A 16,957-nucleotide genomic window follows, 5' to 3' on the forward strand; every position below is an offset into this window, starting at 1 on the left:
CTAAAATTATAAAGTAGACAGATGAGAAAGGCCATTTTATCGATTGCTATACTCGGGATATTATTTTCCGCCAATGTATCAGCACAAACTGAAACTTCAGGAAGAGAAAAAGTGTACAGAGCTACCCATACCAAGGTAACAGAACTAAAACACACAAAACTGAAAGTAAATTTCGATTATCAGAAAGAACAGATGAATGGGGAAGAATGGTTGACCGCTTCACCTTATTTCTATCCTACCAATGAACTGATCCTTGATGCGAAAGCCATGCTGATTCATGAAGTAGCTCTTGATAACAATGGTAAAAAATCTCCTTTAAAATATGAATACAAAGATGATATCCTGAAGATCACGTTAGATAAAACATATCAAAAAAATCAGGATTATACGGTGTACATCAAATATACATCCCGTCCAAATGAAGTGAAGCAACAAGGAAGCATGGCAATTAATGATGCAAAAGGACTTTACTTCATCAATGCGCAGGGAACAGATCCTGATCTTCCAACACAAATCTGGACACAAGGAGAAACGGAATCATCCTCCGCATGGTTTCCAACCATTGATAAACCCAATCAAAAAACTACCCAGGAAATTTATATGACGGTTCCTGATAAATATGTAACCCTTTCAAATGGTATTTTAAAAGACTCTCAAAAAGAATCCAACGGACTTAGAACCGATCATTGGGTAATGGATAAAAGACATGCAACTTATCTTTTCTTCATGGGAGTGGGAGAATATGCTATTGTAAAGGATAAATGGAAAAATGTTCCGGTTGATTACTACATCGAGAAAGAATACGAGCCTTATGCGAAACAGATTTACGGAAACACTCCGGAAATGATCGACTTCTTCTCCAAAAAGATGAATTATGATTATCCATGGGCAAAATACGCACAGATTTCCGGTAGAAATTATGTGAGTGGTGCTATGGAAAATACAACGGCAACCCTTCATGGAAGTGATATCCTTCAAAAACCAGGTCAGCTTATTGATGAAAATAAATGGGAAGATACTATTGCCCACGAATTGTTTCACCATTGGTTTGGGGATTTGGTAACAGCAGAAAGCTGGAGTAACCTTACCGTAAATGAATCTTTCGCTAATTATTCCGAATACCTTTGGAATGAGCATAAATATGGTAAAGATCAGGCAGATTATCATTTGATGTCCGATGTAAATATGTATATTCATAATCCATCTGACTTTAAGAAAAACCTGGTAAGATTCAATTATGCATCCCGTGAAGATGTGTTTGATCTGGTAACCTATCAGAAAGGAGGCGGAATTCTGAATATGCTAAGAAACTATTTAGGAGATGATGCTTTCTTTGCTGGAATGAATGATTACCTGAAGACAAATGAATATCAGAATGCAGAAGCTCATCAGTTGAGACTTTCCTTTGAAAAAGTTTCCGGAAAAGATTTGAACTGGTTCTTCAATCAATGGTATTTCGGAAGCGGAAATCCGAAGATCAATTATTCATTTACATTTGAACCTGTGAAAAAACAAGTGTCTGTAACGATTAATCAGACTCAGGATCAAATGTTTGAATTCCCTTTGGCTATTGATGTTTATGACAATGGAAAACCAAAGAGATACAATGTTTGGGTAAATGCAGATGCGAAGAACACATTCAATTTTGATGTTTCTAAAGCTCCGGACTTAGTAAATATCAATGCAGATGGTGTTTTGCTGGCGGATATTACCGATACGAAAACTCCGGAACAGAATCTATTACAGTTTACGAATTCTAAAGAATTTAAGAGCAGATATACTGCTTTAACAGGAATAAAAGATCAAGTTGGAAAAAGCCCGGCGGCAACAAAATTATTAGCCGCAGCTTTGAAAGATCCATTTTTCAGAGTAAGAATTAAAGCTTTAGAATTGATAGATCTTAGTAATCCTGAACAAATGAAGGCATTAGGAGCAGACGTTGAAAAACTAGCGTCTAATGATCCTAAAACATTAACTCAGGCGGCAGCGATCACAGCTTTGGCTAAAACAAAAGATAAAAAATACCTTCCGATTTTTGAAAAAGGAGTAGGTGCGGTTTCTAATGCAGTAAAAGGAAGTTCTCTTGGAGCTGTTCTTACCATTGATCCTTCAAAAGCTAATGCGTTGGCTGATAAGATTGATCTTGATGGGGCTTCAGACGATCTGCAGGCACAATTACTCCCTGTGATTGTAAAGAATAAGGTTACTTCTCAAATGTCTAAAATTGCTCCATTGGCAGCATTTTATCCGTTTATTAAATTCCAGAACCCAGAATTAGGGAAGTCTGCAGAAGAAGGCTACAACTGGATCATGACCTCTGATAATTTAAAAGCTACGGAAAGTATTACTAAGATTTTAGGATATGCAAAAAATCAGATGGGAGATAACCCGCAGGCTAAAATGATGGTGGTGCAAATGCTGAAGGATGGTTTAAATAAAAAAATGGAATTGCTTAAACAGAATCCACAGAATGCAGCAAGTATCAATAAACAGATTGATGTTTTAAATAAAGCTATTGAAAATTATAAGTAACATGTAAAGCCGGCAAATTAAGCCGGCTTTCTTTTTATGGATAAGTTTAATTTGTATGGCTTACCATTAAAGTATTTAAATCCACATATATCTGAAGAAAAGGGGGCATTATATTTCAGTCCTAAATAAATATCTATGCCTTTAATTAGATAATTAATTTCAAATACCATATAGTTGTTATATTATTGAATACATTAAATAAGAGTGATTGTATGTGTATTTTTAATGTAATGGTTGTAAAAATAGTATTTTTTAAATACAGATTATAAATGTATGAAAAAACCACTTTAACGAAATCGGCCTTAACGGGATTGATCTTTAACGATATTACAAATATCAGGTATTTTCACTACTGTTTTTTGCGTTATCTTTCATAAATTCGTTTAAAATTTAAAATATTATGAGTTTTGGAATTGAGGCGGCAAGCTATTATGTGCCTTCTTTATATTTGGAAATTAAAGATTTAGCTGAAAAAAGAGGTATAGAACCAGCAAAATTGGAGAAAGGATTAGGACTTCATAAAATGGGATTACCTGATGTACATGAAGACGCTGCAACTTTTGCAGCAGAAGCATTGTTAAGGTTAATTCAGGATTATACCATCAATCCTAAGGAAATTTCAAGAATTTATCTAGGAACTGAAAGTGCTTTGGATGCAGCAAAACCCACTGCTTCTTATGCCATGCAGATGGTTGAAAAAGAGTTGGAGAAAACATTTGGTGAAAGAGTTTTCAGAAACTGTGATGTGGTAGATTTAACTTTTGCCTGTGTAGGGGGAGTAGATGCTCTGCATAATGCTTTGGATTTTGTAAGAGTAAATCCTGATAAAAAGGCTGTAGTGATTTCCAGCGATTATGCAAAATATGAATTGGCTTCTTCAGGAGAATATACCCAAGGAGGAGGAGCTGTAGCTTTACTGATTTCTTCGAAACCGGATCTTCTTGAAATTGAAAATAACTGGGGAGTCGCTACGGAAAGTGTTTTTGATTTCTTCAAACCGAGAAGACAATATAAAAAAGAGGATCTAAACGGTGCGCCAGAGATGTATCCTGACAAAATCGAGATCTTTACGGATGAACCCGTTTTTGATGGACAATATTCCAATCAATGTTATCAGGATAGGATCAGAGAGGCTTACCAACATTATAAAGATATTACAGGTCTGGAAAAACCTTATGAGAATTGGAAATATATTGTTTTTCATCTTCCATACGCCTTCCATGGGAAAAGGGTCTTTACCGAAATCTACAGTCTTGAAAATGGGATTTCCTATGAAACTCCGGACGAGCAGAAAGCAGTTGCTAAGTCTGAGATTTATCTGCAGCTAATCAATGAAGCTATTGAAAAGACCCAAAGAGCGTCTTCGGAAATAGGAAATATGTATACCGCTTCTATTTTTATGGCATTCCTTTCTGGGTTACAGACTTCTTTTAACGAAAATGAAGACCTTTCTGGTAAAGAAATCGGTTTCTTAGGATATGGCAGTGGTTCCAAATCAAAAGTATTTGCTGGTAAAATGTCTGCTAACTGGAAAAAAGTAGTGGAAAAATGGAATTTATTTGAAAATCTAAATGATAGAACAGCTATTGATTTTAACACTTACGAAAAACTTCATAGAAAGCAATTAACCGAATCTGTAAATCCAGACTATAAAGGGTTTGGTCTTGTTTCTATAGAAACCGAAAGCCCTGTTTTAACTGGGGCAAGATATTACAGTTGCCAGAAGTAAGATATAAATACTTAAATTATTAAAAGCATTCTAAAAATTAGAATGCTTTGTCTTTTTTGTATTTATTGGTTGATTTATCTATCTATTTTTTGTTATTTTATTTGTTTTAGTGGTAAATTAATATATTTGAATTTGCATATTATTCACTTAAAATCACATTTTAATGAAAAAAACTCACTCATTTTTTAGATTTTATATAATGTGTTGAAATTTTTAACGATTATTAAAATTCTTCTAATATTGTTTTTTTGGAAAATTCTTTCCCTTTCTTTGACGAAATATAAGTAAGCATTTTGATATTTTATTTTTTTAAACGAAAATAATATACATTAATCATTTGTATAGCAGTGATTTAGTAATTTGAATTTTTTGTTTTTATTAACAAATTTACTTCAGAAAAAAAACTGTTAATATGAATGTGAAACTAAATGTATTAAGTGCCGGCGTACTGTTCTTTATAGGACAGGGGATTTCGGCGCAAAAAGTAAAGAAAGATACAGCATCAACTCAAATTGATGAAGTTGTAGTTATTGGATATGGCACCAAATCAGTTAAAAAGGTTACTACATCCATATCCAGAGTAAAGGCAGATGATTTGACTAAGGTGTCAGCATCTAGTGCTGATGCTCTATTGCAAGGAGCAAGTACCGGTTTACAGGTTTCCCCTACATCAGGAGCACCAGGTGCTGGTTTTAATGTAAGATTAAGAGGGGTTTCCAGTATTACTTCAAGCAATGACCCATTGTATGTGGTAGATGGGGTTCCGATTTCATCCAACTCTCCCAGTGGTAATGTGGCGTATGGGGGGCAAACAGGAAATTTATTGTCCCAATTAAACCTTGCAGATGTAGAAAATATTGAAATTTTAAAAGATGCCGCCGCAGCTGCAATTTATGGATCGAGAGCTGCCAATGGTGTTGTTTTGATTACGACTAAAAAAGGGAAAAAAGGGAAAATAAATTTTAATCTAAATTCAAGCGTCGGCTTTCAAAATCCCATAAAGAAATTCAAGACGATGAAAGCAGGTGAGTATTATAAAATGTTAGATTTGGCAGAATTTAATACAACACCTAATAATGGAACAACTTACTGGTCTACAAGAAATAAGGTGTGGGATCCAAAGTCAGGTCAATCTATAGGTGATTTTTATAAATCAGATTTTGGAGATAATTATTTAAATCAAGTTTATAGGAGAGATCAACCTATATATGAATTAAGTACCAGCGCTTCTGGGGGAAACGAGATGACTACTTTTTATCTGGGATTTTCTAATTTTGATCAATCAGGGATTATTAAAGGACAAGAATATAGCCGACAGACATTTACTTTGAATTTAGACCAAAAGTTAAATGATATGTTTAAAATAGTGTCTTCCGTAAGGCTTTCGAATGAAAAGAATGAAAGAATCAATGGAGATAATAATATTTATGCCCCTTTAACTGCTGCTATATTAGAACCACCAGGGCAAAGTATAAAGTACCCCAATGGGACTTACAATACAGATACCTGGAGTTTTTCTAATCCACTACAAAACGCCACGGATGTTAAAAGTTTAACTAAAATCTTTGGAGTAAATACCTCTCTGGGATTAGAATCTAAGTTTTCTTCCAAACTTAGCATGGTGACAAGGTTTAATTTAGAAAGAATTAACTATGACGAATCTCGATTATTTCCATTAGATACGTATCAAGGAAGAGGGTCAAACGGACAGGCAGATTATAATGGACGTTTATATAATACTTTTACAGCGTTTAATACATTGACCTATACTGAAAAGTTAAGTGATAAATTTCGTTTTACCTTAATGGGCGGGTTAGAATATTTTAATCGTAAGACAACATTAACCGATATTCAAACTCAAAATATACCGTTAGGAGCTACTTCTCCAGATGCAGGTTCTATAAAGACTATTGCTTCCTATTATCCATCATTAGGAAACAGAACGTTTTCTTATTTCTCAAGGTTGAGTTTAGAGATTTTCAATAACTTATTTGTAGATGCTACTTTAAGAGCTGATTCCTCCTCAAAATTAGCTTATGATAACAGAACGGAATATTTTCCTTCTGTTTCAGCAGCGTATGTCATTTCAGATAATAGCTGGTTTAAAAAAGATGTGGTGAATTTATTAAAAGTAAAAGCAGGCTGGGGAGAATTAGGAAATCAATCAGGTTTGGGAAATTTTGAGACTTCAGCTGCTGCCCAGATTTATGCATATGGATTATTACCGACTTTTAATGTAAATCCTCTCTATGGATCGGGCACGGCACTAGCTAATCCTAATTTAGTTTGGGAAAGAACAGCTCAGACTGATGCTGGGTTAGAAATAGGATTATTTAAAAATAGAGTTAATATTACTTATGACTTTTATCACAAGAGATCAAAAAAGCTTTTAGTTAATTCTACTGCAGCTTTAGAAAATGGAGTGGAAACTTATAAGTCTAATGAAGCAGAAATGTACAATAGAGGGCATGAGATCGGAATCAATGCAAGCATACTTCAGGGGAATAATATCAATTGGAACTCACAATTTAATATTACTTTTAATAAAAACGAAGTTACTAAAATAGCGGTTCCAATAGATTTTGGGTTTGCTACCAGAGTTGAAGTAGGGCAGCCCATAGGTGCTTTTTTTGGATTGAAAGCGATAGGGATTTACAGATCCGATGTGGAGGTTCCTCAAAATTTATTTAATCAGGGAATTAGAGCGGGGGATGTGAAATATCAGGATACCAATGGAGATGGGGTAATTAATTCCAATGATAGGGTATTCATAGGAAAAGCTCAACCTGACTTCTTCGGGAACTTCCGTAATACCTTTAGGTATAAGAATTTTGACTTGTCAGCTAATCTGATCTTTGTTTTTGGGCAGGATATGTATAATTCGTCTTTGAGATTTGCTGGCGTTTCTGGAAATCCCTTATTTGGAAAACTTGAAAATCAAACCAATTATTGGACTCCGGATAACCCAAATGCTGATTTACCACGTCCTGTAAGAGGGTTTGTTCAGTCTTGGAATAACCAAATATCTTCAAGGTTTATTGAAAGTGCTTCCTATATTAGATTGAGAGAGCTTCAATTAGGTTATACTTTGCCTAAAACGATGTTAGATATAGGCAGTATGACATTACGATTTTTCATTGCTGCAGATAATTTATGGACCTGGACAGATTATAGTGGTCCTGAGCCTGAAGTAAATGCCTTTGGGCAAGCTAACGTAGCAACGGGAACTGATTTCTTTACCCAAGGAATGAACAGGACAATAAAATTCGGAGTTAATTTAAATTTTTAAAGTAATATAATGAAAAAGAGTATAATCAAATATATGTTAATCTCTTCTGTGTTCTTAACGATAATAAGTTGTGGAAGAGATATGGTTGGAAATGAAACTGTGGATACTGACCGGCAGCCAGGTGACTCATTTATAAAAACAGATGCTGCAGCCAGAACAGTGGCGAATGGAATATATAATGATATGCAGAATCGCTATGTGTATGGTGGAGAACTTCATTTCTTTGATGGGCTTTTTGCCGATGATTTCATGCATACGGGAACCTTTTCCGAATTTGCAGAAGCAGGAGCCAGTAACTTTCTCGATACTAATTTGTCAGTAAGACGTATTTTTGGAGCACATTACACCGTAGTAAGAACATGTAATGTTATTATTGATCAAGTTGAAACAAGGCCTATTAATGGAAATACAATTGAAGAATCAACAAAGAATCAAGTACTTGGTGAAGCTTATGCTGGTAGAGCATTAATGTATTTAATTTGGTAAGACTATTCGGTGGAGTGGCTTATGTTAAAGAGCCTGTTTATGTTGCGTTTGATCTTATTACTCCTAAAAGAGACTCCAGAGATGATGTGTATAAGTTTATAATTGGTGATTTACGAAAAGCTATAGAGTTTTTTAAAAAGAATAATAATGAATCTACGACTTTTTTAAATCTAAGTGCCAGCCAAGTTTTATTAGCTAAAGTCTACATGGAAATGGGAGAGTTTGATCTTGCCAAAGGAATATTAGAAAAAATTAACGGGTATTCTCTTGCTCCGAACTATGAGACATTATTTACTGCTAACTCAACAACTGAAGACATTTTTAAAATAAATTTTACAGCTACAGATGGTGGAAATCAAGCTTTCTTTTTCTATCCTGCTGCTGTGGGTGGCAGGGGAGAAGTTTCTTTAAGACCGCAGTTTATAAGTGTTTTTGCTCCGAATGATAAAAGGAAAATGTTTGCAGTCGCCCAAGGAAGAAATTATTTTAAGAAATATAGTAATCCTGGTAGTGGAGCAGACAATGTGCAGATTGTAAGATATGCTGATGTTTTACTCTCTTTAGCAGAATGCAGGTTAAAGACTACTGGTGATGCCGTAACTCCTCTTAATATGGTTAGGGATAGAGCTGGATTAACACCATTAACAGCAGTGACATTGGATGATGTTTTACTGGAACGTAGAAAAGAATTATATGGGGAAGCTGACAGATGGTTTTCTGTAAAAAGATTTGGGAAAGCTAAAGAAGTAATAGAAGGTAAAGGACGACCTTATTTTGCTAATAGATTAGACTTATGGCCGATTCCTGCTTGGCAATTAATAAATAATCCAAATATAACTCAGAATCCAGGGTATTAATAAGTACTGATTAAATCAAATTTTAATATGTTTTAGAAAAGGTTGCCTTCTCGATAGGGCAGCCTTTTCGTTTTCAAGATCAGAATGCTTTTTCTATGATATTATGACCCATAAGAATTAGGAATATGGGATTGATGAGTTTAATTCTGGAACAAATAATAGGTGTATTAAAAATGAAAATATGAAAAATATAATTTAAATGCCCAAAATGAAGTTAGAAAATATGATTAAAAATGTATTGGTTTTGCCTCATTTTTAATTCCTATTTATTAACAAAATTTTAATTTTAATTCCACTAAAACTGCTTTTTTAGAGGGTCTTCCTGATATTTATCAGGTTATTTTTAATAATATATGAGTAAAAAACATATGTTTTTTCACTGATTTTGATCAAAAATCAAGTTGGGCTTGTTTTATTTTTTTCGTTGATATAAATATTTATTGTTAATTTTTTTCATTTATTTAATTAATTTGATGGATGATGGTTTTTATTTTGCTTTTCATTAAAATTCTATTAATGTTTAAAATGCTTTATTTTTCTATAAAATTTAAAATATAATTGAAGTTTTTTCATATCATTTTTTAGAGTTATATGCGGATAATCCTTTTCTGGAGCTGTTTTTTCAGGTTTTAATAAATTGATGTTATTAATATTTATTAACATATTTGTTCCCTTGAATATATTAAAATCTGTTAATATGAATGTGAAGTTGCATGTATTAAGTGCTGGAGCTCTGTTCTTTTTAGGACAAGCTGCCTATGCGCAAAAAACTAAGAATGATTCTATTCCAAAAGAGAATAAGATCGATGAGGTAGTCGTTACGGGGTACCAGAAGAAGAGGGCAGATGAAATTACCCAGGCTCAGGCTGTTGTAAGTGGTGATGCAATCAGAAGAAACTCTCCTACAACATCTATCGGAAACTCTTTACAAGGTAGAGCTTCAGGGGTTTATGTACAAAGTGCTACTGGACAGCCAGGTTCTGTTGCTACAATCATGGTAAGAGGAGTTGCCGGAGTGGGTGGTTCTTCTGAACCTACTTATGTAGTGAATGGTATGTATATGAGTGCTAGACAGTTTAGTGCAATTAACCCTGCTGACGTAGAATCTATTTCTGTTCTTAAGGATGCTGCTGCTACGGCTCAGTATGGTGCAAGAGGGGCAAATGGGGTAGTTGTAGTAACAACTAAAGCTGGAAAGTTGGAAAAACTCATTATTCATTTGAAAGTAAATTTGGTTTCAGTGAAAAGCTGAAGGACAACAACTTTACAATGATGAATTCTAGAGAGTTGATGAACTTTCAAAATGAATTAGGATATCTTAACGTAGCGCCTAGAAGTCAACAGGAAATGGATGCGCTTGCTGCTAATGATCACAACTGGCAAACAAGCTTATTGAGACCATCAAGTATCCAATCTTATTTATTCAGTGCACAAGGAGGATCTAGAGAAAGTACATTCTACTATTCATTAGGATATGACGCTGATAATGGTATTCTTAAAGACATAGACGGACTTAAGAGATATACAGGTAACTTCGGATTTACAAATAAACTGAGCGAGAAGCTAAACGTTGGAATCAACTTAGGTGTTCAGTATCAGGTTACACAAAATATCAGAGACAGAAACAATACACAGAACCCATTCGCTGCGATGTATAAATATGCTCCTTATGAAGCAATTTATAACCCAGACGGAAGCTACAACCAAAAAATGAGAGCCGGGTCAAATACTGTGGAACAAATCCGTAACAACAGAGTAGAAGATCAGAGATTAAGAATCCCTGTAACTTTATTCGCAGAATATAAAGTATTAGACGGATTGAAATTTAAAACGAATTTCAATGGACTTTTCGACTGGTTCATGTCTACTTCATGGATGAAAAAAGGATCTAACCTGGATTTAACGACCAACAAGATTCCTACAGGTTCATTATCTAAAAACTCATTCTATGGATTCAACTATACATGGAATAACTCAGTAAACTATAAGAAATCATTTGGTAAACACAATCTTGATTTCTTAGGATTTATCGAATATAACGATAACTTCAACGAAACATTAGCAGCAAGTGCTTATGGATTAAAATCTACTCAACTTAGTGTTCCATCTATCACTACTCCTTCTGACAGAAATACATTTACCGGAGTTAAAGCGAGAAATACCCTATTCAGTTTAGCGGGTATGGTAAACTATGACTATGAAGGGAAGTACTTATTAACAGGATCTTTAAGAAGAGATGCTTCTTCAAGATTTGGAGCTAACAATAAGAGTGGAATCTTCTGGTCAACAAGTGCTGCTTGGAACATCGCAAAAGAAGATTTCATGAAAGGAGGTTTCATCAATGACTTGAAACTTAGAGCTTCTTATGGTACAACAGGAAATGACGGTTCATTATCTGACTATTACAATGTAGCAAACGTTGGTTTCGATTTATATGGAAACAACGCAGCTTTATTCCCTGGAACTTATAACAGAGACGAAAAAGTTTACATCATTGGTAACCCAAATCTAAAATGGGAATCGAATGCAGTAACGAATGCAGGGGTTGACTTCTCAATGTGGAAGAGAAGAATTCGTGGATCGGTAGAAGTATACCAAAACAAGAGAAAAGACTTCGTACAACTAGTACCACTAGATAAGCAAGAAGGTGCATTCTATCAGTATATCAATGCTGGAGATATGTCACAAAAAGGTCTTGAAGCAGAATTAAGTGTAGACGTAATCAGAAAGAAAGATTTCCAATGGACAGTACGTGCTAACATCTCTTTCCAAAAATCTACTCTTGATAAATTATCAGACGGACAAACTGAAAGAAACTTAGGAGATACTTATCTTAAGGTAGGTGAAGCTCCATATGTATTCTATAACGTTAGATTCGCAGGAGTAAACGCTGCAAACGGAAACGCTCAATATTATGATAAAGCTGGAAACATTACTGAAACATATAGTGCTTCCAATGCAGTTCCAATTACAGATAAAACTCCTTTCCCAAAAAGCTTCGGAGGTTTCGGAACGACAATTCAATATAAAGGATTCGACTTTAGTGCAGACTTCACATACAAGTTAGGAGGATACACATATAACAATATGTATGCTGCTGCTGTTGATCAAAGTTTGGCTAAAGGAGGTAGAAACATGGCGCAGGCTGCTGCTAATATGTGGAGAAGTCCAGGTGATACAGGTGTATTCCAAAGAGTAGATACTAACGGTATGCGTGATTCTGATCAGTGGATTGAAAAATCAGATTATTTAAGATTAAGATCCCTTACTTTAGGATATACATTTGATAAGGCTATTCTAGGAGAAGATTCTCCAATCAATAAGCTAAGAATGTATGTACAAGGACAGAACTTATTTACAGTAACTAATTTCCACGGAGAACCAGAAGTTTCTGTTGGATCTGGTGAATCTACAGCATTATTCGTTCCTGGATCATTTAACCTTTATACTTATCCTACTGTAAGAACGATCATGGTGGGAATGCAATTAGAATTTAATATTGAATAGCTTTATGAAAAAGAATATAATAACAATAAGTTTAGCTGCGTTGACCGTTTTTGTATCGTTAACGTCTTGTGAAAGAAACTTGGATCAGATCTCATCTGTGAATGAAGCAGAAGAGCAGGCAATGACCAGACCAGAATCATTCAGACAAGCTTTGGATGGAGCTTATACTGCATTCAAATCTACAGGATATTACACAAGTGATACAGGGAACCAGCTTATTATGGGAGACCTTACTACTGATAACCTTATTATTACAGATTCAGGAAGAAACTCTAACGCGGCTGCTTCCAACTTTGAATTTTCATCAGATAATTCACAAACAACAGGTTTGTTTAGTGCTGCATATGCTGTAATCAGCAGAGTTAACTTTGTTCTTTCTTATTTAGATAATGGAGTAGTAACAGGTGCAGCGAAGGATAATGTAGAAGCTGAAGCTAGGGCGATCAGAGCAGCTGCTCACTTTGATGTTTTAAGAGCATACTCTGTAATTCCAACACAAAATTCTTCAGCAAAGAACCAATATGGAATTTATTATTCAGAATCTTATAATCCATTAAATAATAATTCAGCTAGAAATCTTACCGTAGCACAAGCATATGATAAAGTAATTGCTGACCTTTTAATTGCTGCTGATAAAATTACACAAAACGATGCTGATAAAGGAAGATTCAGCAAAGCTGCTGTATACGGACTATTATCAAGAGTATATCTTTATAAAGGAGATTATGCTAATACTGCAAAATATGGTAAACTAGCATTAGGTCTTTCACCAAGTATTACAACATTGAATAATTTTAACAGCATCTGGAAAGAAAATGAAGGATTGGCTAAAATTACTGATGGAGTTCTATTCCAGATTGCCAATGCAGCACCTGAGCGTAATACAGTAGGGGTTGCTTACAATCAGCTAATTGACGGGCAGTACAGATCAGAGTTTGTTGCAGATTATGATTTCTTCAACTCTTATGCATCTAATGACGTAAGAAAAACTACGTATTTCACACCGGCTTTATACAACAAAAAGGCATACAACCACATTACAAAATATGCAGGTAACGGTGGACCGGTAAACATCGTTCCAATCAAATATTTAAGAACTGCAGAAGTATTGTTGAACGTAGCTGAAGCATCTTACAGATCAGGTGATATGGGAACTGCTCTTACTTTGTTAAACCAATTGAGAAAAGAGAGATATACTTCATTTACACCTGGATCAGAGGCAGGACCGGCTCTATTGGATGCTATCCTTAAAGAAAGAAGACTAGAGCTTGCTTTTGAAAATGACAGATGGTACACATTGAAGAGATTAGGTCTTGGTGTTACGAGATCTGGTAAAGGAGATATTGCTGATGGTAGTGGTTCAAAAGCTATTAAGCAGACTCTTGCAGCAAACAGCGATTTATGGCAATGGCCAATTCCTGTAACTGCAGTTCAGGCTAATCCGAACATTAAGCAAAATGACGGTTATTAATAATTAATATTTTTAATATATAAGAGCTCCATAAATAGGAGCTCTTTTTTATTTCAATGAGATTCAGATCAAAGTATTGAATGCTTTATTCTATATTTATTCAATTCTTTGCCGCTATTTATTCCCGAACAATTATTGTGTTCTGATAACTTTTAGGGGTTACTCCTTCCAGTTGTTTAAAAACCCGGGTGAAGTAATTGGTGTCAGAAAATCCGGTTTGAAAAGCTGTCTCTTTAATACTGTTTCTTCCAGCGAGTAATTCTTTGGCTTTGCTGATCCTTTCTTGCAGAATAAAATCATTCGGAGAAGTTCCCAGCTCATCTTTAAACATCTTAAAGAAGTTCGATTTACTCACATAAGCCAGTTTAGCAATAGTCTCAATCGAAAGCTTCTGATGCAGGTTTCTTTTAATATAATCTACTACAAAGCCGATTCTCGATTTATTCTTTACAACATTTCTTTCTACAATGCTTCTGGCCTGTGTCTGCATAAGACGTATTAGAAGCTCTTTCAAAGCAAAATCAGCCATAATATCCTTTTGGGAATTATCATCCATCGCAATTCTCATAATGTTATTTGTTGCGGATGCCAGAGCTTGATTATTAAAAAGAAAATATTCATCCAGCTCAATATTCCACTGTGAAGTTTCATCCACTTTAGGAAGGCTGTAATTCAAATAATTAAGAGAATCTTCTATAAAATCAGGATTTAAACTTAAAGAAATACATTGTGTAGGGGTTTCATCAGCTTCAGGAAAATCAATCACCATCGTTTCCCCCGGAGCTACCAGAATACTTTCTCCCGGAAATAATCAAAATAGCTGGTTTTATTATCCAGTTTCATATGCTTTTTGCCTCTCAGCATCGCTGTAAAAGCAATGTTTTCAAAATGAAGTTTAACACCAAAGGCCGCTTTATGTGTCTCATAGATACTGAATTCACAATTGTTTAGAGTGAATTTAGTCAGGTTTTCAACAAGACTCAATAGTTGCTTTTCCTTGCGTAATTCAGGAGTATTTAATAAAATCTTACTATTGTTATTCATTTCTAAATATTTTACTAAAGCTAGTAACTCAAATATAGAGAATTTGCTCCAACGTTGCTGTTAATAAAATAATAAAATTGACTTCTGTACTATTTTGCACTTTTTTTATACGATTGTGCTATAGGTTTTTCACATATCCGTGTAATTTGGCAGTATCGAAAAATTAAAATAAATACTGATATGAGCACTCTCACAGAACCAAGATCAACGACGCTTTTACAGCGTCCCGAGTTCAAAAGCAGATACGAAAATTATATTGACGGAAAATTTACACCACCCGTTAAAGGCCAATATTTTGATGTTGTTTCACCCGTTGATGGTAAGAATTTTACCCAGGTAGCTCATTCTTCTAAGGAAGATTTAGAACTGGCCGTAGATGCTGCGGAAAAGGCATTTCAGACATGGAAACATACATCAGCTACAGAAAGAAGTATTATCCTTAATAAAATTGCAGACAGAATAGAGCAGAATTTAGAGTATCTAGCCACCGTAGAAACCATTGATAACGGAAAAGCGGTCAGAGAGACATTAGCAGCAGACATTCCACTGGCTATTGATCATTTCAGATATTTTGCCTCTGTTATTCGTGCAGAAGAAGGCTCTCACAATGAATTGGATAAAGATACCGTTTCTCTGATTGTTCATGAACCATTGGGAGTTATTGCCCAGATCATCCCATGGAATTTTCCAATTCTTATGGCAACCTGGAAGCTGGCTCCGGCCTTAGCAGCTGGAAATTGTGTGGTTCTAAAGCCAGCAGAAAGTACACCTGTTTCCATTATGATCCTAATGGAGCTGATAGGAGATTTATTGCCGGCAGGAGTGGTAAATATTGTTAATGGATTTGGAGCAGAGCTTGGAAGAGCCCTAGTAACCAATCCTAAAGTATCTAAAGCAGCCTTCACAGGATCTACAACTACCGGACGTATGGTAATGCAATATGCTACCGAAAATATCATTCCTGTAACCCTTGAATTAGGCGGGAAATCTCCTAATGTCTTTTTCAATTCAGTGATGGATGCTGATGATGAATTCTTAGATAAAGCTATTGAAGGAGCTGTTCTTTTTGCGCTTAATCAAGGCGAAATTTGTACATGCCCATCAAGACTTCTGGTTCAGGAAGGAATAGCAGACGCTTTTATCGACAGAGTGATCGAAAGGGTAAAAGCAATTAAAGTAGGTAATCCGTTAGATAAGACGGTGATGATGGGAGCACAGGCTTCAAAAATTCAAAAAGATAAGATCCTTTCCTATATTCAGTTGGGAGTAGATGAAGGCGCTGAAGTATTGGTAGGTGGTGATGTCAACCATCTGGGAGAAGATCTGGAGGATGGATACTATATTCAGCCTACGATCTTTAAAGGAAATAACAAGATGAGAATTTTCCAGGAAGAGATCTTCGGCCCCGTACTGGCATTTACCACTTTTAAGGATGAAGAAGAAGCTGTAAAGATTGCCAATGATACCATCTACGGATTAGGAGCCGGAGTATGGACAAGGGATGCTCATCAATTATATAATATTCCGCGTCAGATTGAAGCGGGAAGAGTTTGGGTGAACCAATATCACTCGTATCCGGCAGGTGCTCCTTTTGGAGGCTATAAACAATCCGGAATCGGAAGGGAGAATCATAAAATGATGCTTGACCATTACCGTCAGACTAAAAATATGTTGATCTCCTATAATAAAAATAAGTTAGGTTTTTTTTAATATTATGTAGGACGTGCCCGCTTGCCTTGGCTTTTCCCAAGGCAAATCGGTCGGGCTATGCAGGGCTTCACTTCGTTTCGGTGCTCCATTTCATTCCGCACCGGCTCGTTCCTCGCCGCCCTTACTATCCCTCACGCGGAAAACAGAAGTTATATCCGGATCTTCCGGAGATTACAATACAATTGGGGAAACCCGAATTTGCTAAAAGATGAAGACTTTCAATGACAGAATCAAGTACTCGAATTAAACATGATGAGTAATCACGTCCGGCAAATTATATTTGCCGGACTTTTAGATGAATAGCAGTAGATGTTACATGTAATCAATCTGTT

General features: G+C 35.4%; 11 protein-coding genes. 9 read left to right on the forward strand and 2 right to left on the reverse strand.

Going from position 1 to position 16,957, the window contains the following annotated elements:
- The first annotated feature begins 21 nt into the window (after window positions 1-21).
- The 8 genes from QWZ06_RS06275 to QWZ06_RS06310 all read left to right on the forward strand — a co-directional run bounded on the left by QWZ06_RS06275 (window position 22) and on the right by QWZ06_RS06310 (window position 13,871).
- Window positions 22-2,532, forward strand: a complete 2,511-nt coding sequence (locus tag QWZ06_RS06275; RefSeq protein WP_290296540.1) for a M1 family metallopeptidase — start codon at window positions 22-24, stop codon at window positions 2,530-2,532.
- A gap of 400 nt (window positions 2,533-2,932) precedes the next feature.
- Window positions 2,933-4,261 (forward strand): hydroxymethylglutaryl-CoA synthase family protein, encoded by a 1,329-nt coding sequence (locus QWZ06_RS06280; protein WP_290296542.1) that lies wholly within the window; start codon window positions 2,933-2,935, stop codon window positions 4,259-4,261.
- A gap of 412 nt (window positions 4,262-4,673) precedes the next feature.
- Window positions 4,674-7,550, forward strand: coding sequence for a SusC/RagA family TonB-linked outer membrane protein (locus tag QWZ06_RS06285; RefSeq protein ID WP_290296544.1), 2,877 nt, complete (start codon window positions 4,674-4,676; stop codon window positions 7,548-7,550).
- Between the two features lie 9 nt (window positions 7,551-7,559).
- Complete coding sequence (locus QWZ06_RS06290; RefSeq protein ID WP_290296547.1) at window positions 7,560-8,036, forward strand: RagB/SusD family nutrient uptake outer membrane protein; 477 nt, start codon at window positions 7,560-7,562, stop codon at window positions 8,034-8,036.
- Window positions 8,030-8,893, forward strand: coding sequence for a RagB/SusD family nutrient uptake outer membrane protein (locus tag QWZ06_RS06295; protein ID WP_290296549.1), 864 nt, complete (start codon window positions 8,030-8,032; stop codon window positions 8,891-8,893). Before QWZ06_RS06290 ends, QWZ06_RS06295 begins: the two co-directional genes overlap by 7 nt.
- A 697-nt stretch (window positions 8,894-9,590) precedes the next feature.
- Window positions 9,591-10,145: a TonB-dependent receptor plug domain-containing protein gene (locus tag QWZ06_RS06300; protein ID WP_290296551.1), complete on the forward strand. Its 555-nt coding sequence runs from the start codon at window positions 9,591-9,593 to the stop codon at window positions 10,143-10,145.
- The gene (locus QWZ06_RS06305) at window positions 10,142-12,400 is read left to right on the forward strand and encodes a SusC/RagA family TonB-linked outer membrane protein (RefSeq protein ID WP_290301305.1); all 2,259 of its coding nucleotides are present in this window, start codon (window positions 10,142-10,144) and stop codon (window positions 12,398-12,400) included. The genes QWZ06_RS06300 and QWZ06_RS06305 overlap by 4 nt, the downstream gene beginning before the upstream one ends.
- 4 nt (window positions 12,401-12,404) lie before the next feature.
- Window positions 12,405-13,871 (forward strand): RagB/SusD family nutrient uptake outer membrane protein, encoded by a 1,467-nt coding sequence (locus tag QWZ06_RS06310; protein WP_290296553.1) that lies wholly within the window; start codon window positions 12,405-12,407, stop codon window positions 13,869-13,871.
- A gap of 118 nt (window positions 13,872-13,989) precedes the next feature.
- Here the strand turns inward: QWZ06_RS06310 and QWZ06_RS06315 are convergent, their stop codons facing one another.
- Both QWZ06_RS06315 and QWZ06_RS06320 read right to left on the reverse strand, forming a co-directional pair.
- Complete coding sequence (locus tag QWZ06_RS06315; protein WP_290296555.1) at window positions 13,990-14,640, reverse strand: AraC family transcriptional regulator; 651 nt, start codon at window positions 14,638-14,640, stop codon at window positions 13,990-13,992.
- A gap of 14 nt (window positions 14,641-14,654) precedes the next feature.
- Window positions 14,655-14,915: a hypothetical protein gene (locus QWZ06_RS06320; RefSeq protein ID WP_290296557.1), complete on the reverse strand. Its 261-nt coding sequence runs from the start codon at window positions 14,913-14,915 to the stop codon at window positions 14,655-14,657.
- Between the two features lie 180 nt (window positions 14,916-15,095).
- On the opposite strand from QWZ06_RS06320, the gene QWZ06_RS06325 reads away from it, so the two are divergent.
- The gene (locus tag QWZ06_RS06325; protein ID WP_290296558.1) at window positions 15,096-16,625 is read left to right on the forward strand and encodes an aldehyde dehydrogenase family protein; all 1,530 of its coding nucleotides are present in this window, start codon (window positions 15,096-15,098) and stop codon (window positions 16,623-16,625) included.
- The last annotated feature ends 332 nt before the right edge of the window (window positions 16,626-16,957 follow it).

Source organism: Chryseobacterium tructae (genome assembly GCF_030409875.1).
In the GTDB taxonomy this organism is placed as follows: domain Bacteria; phylum Bacteroidota; class Bacteroidia; order Flavobacteriales; family Weeksellaceae; genus Chryseobacterium; species Chryseobacterium tructae.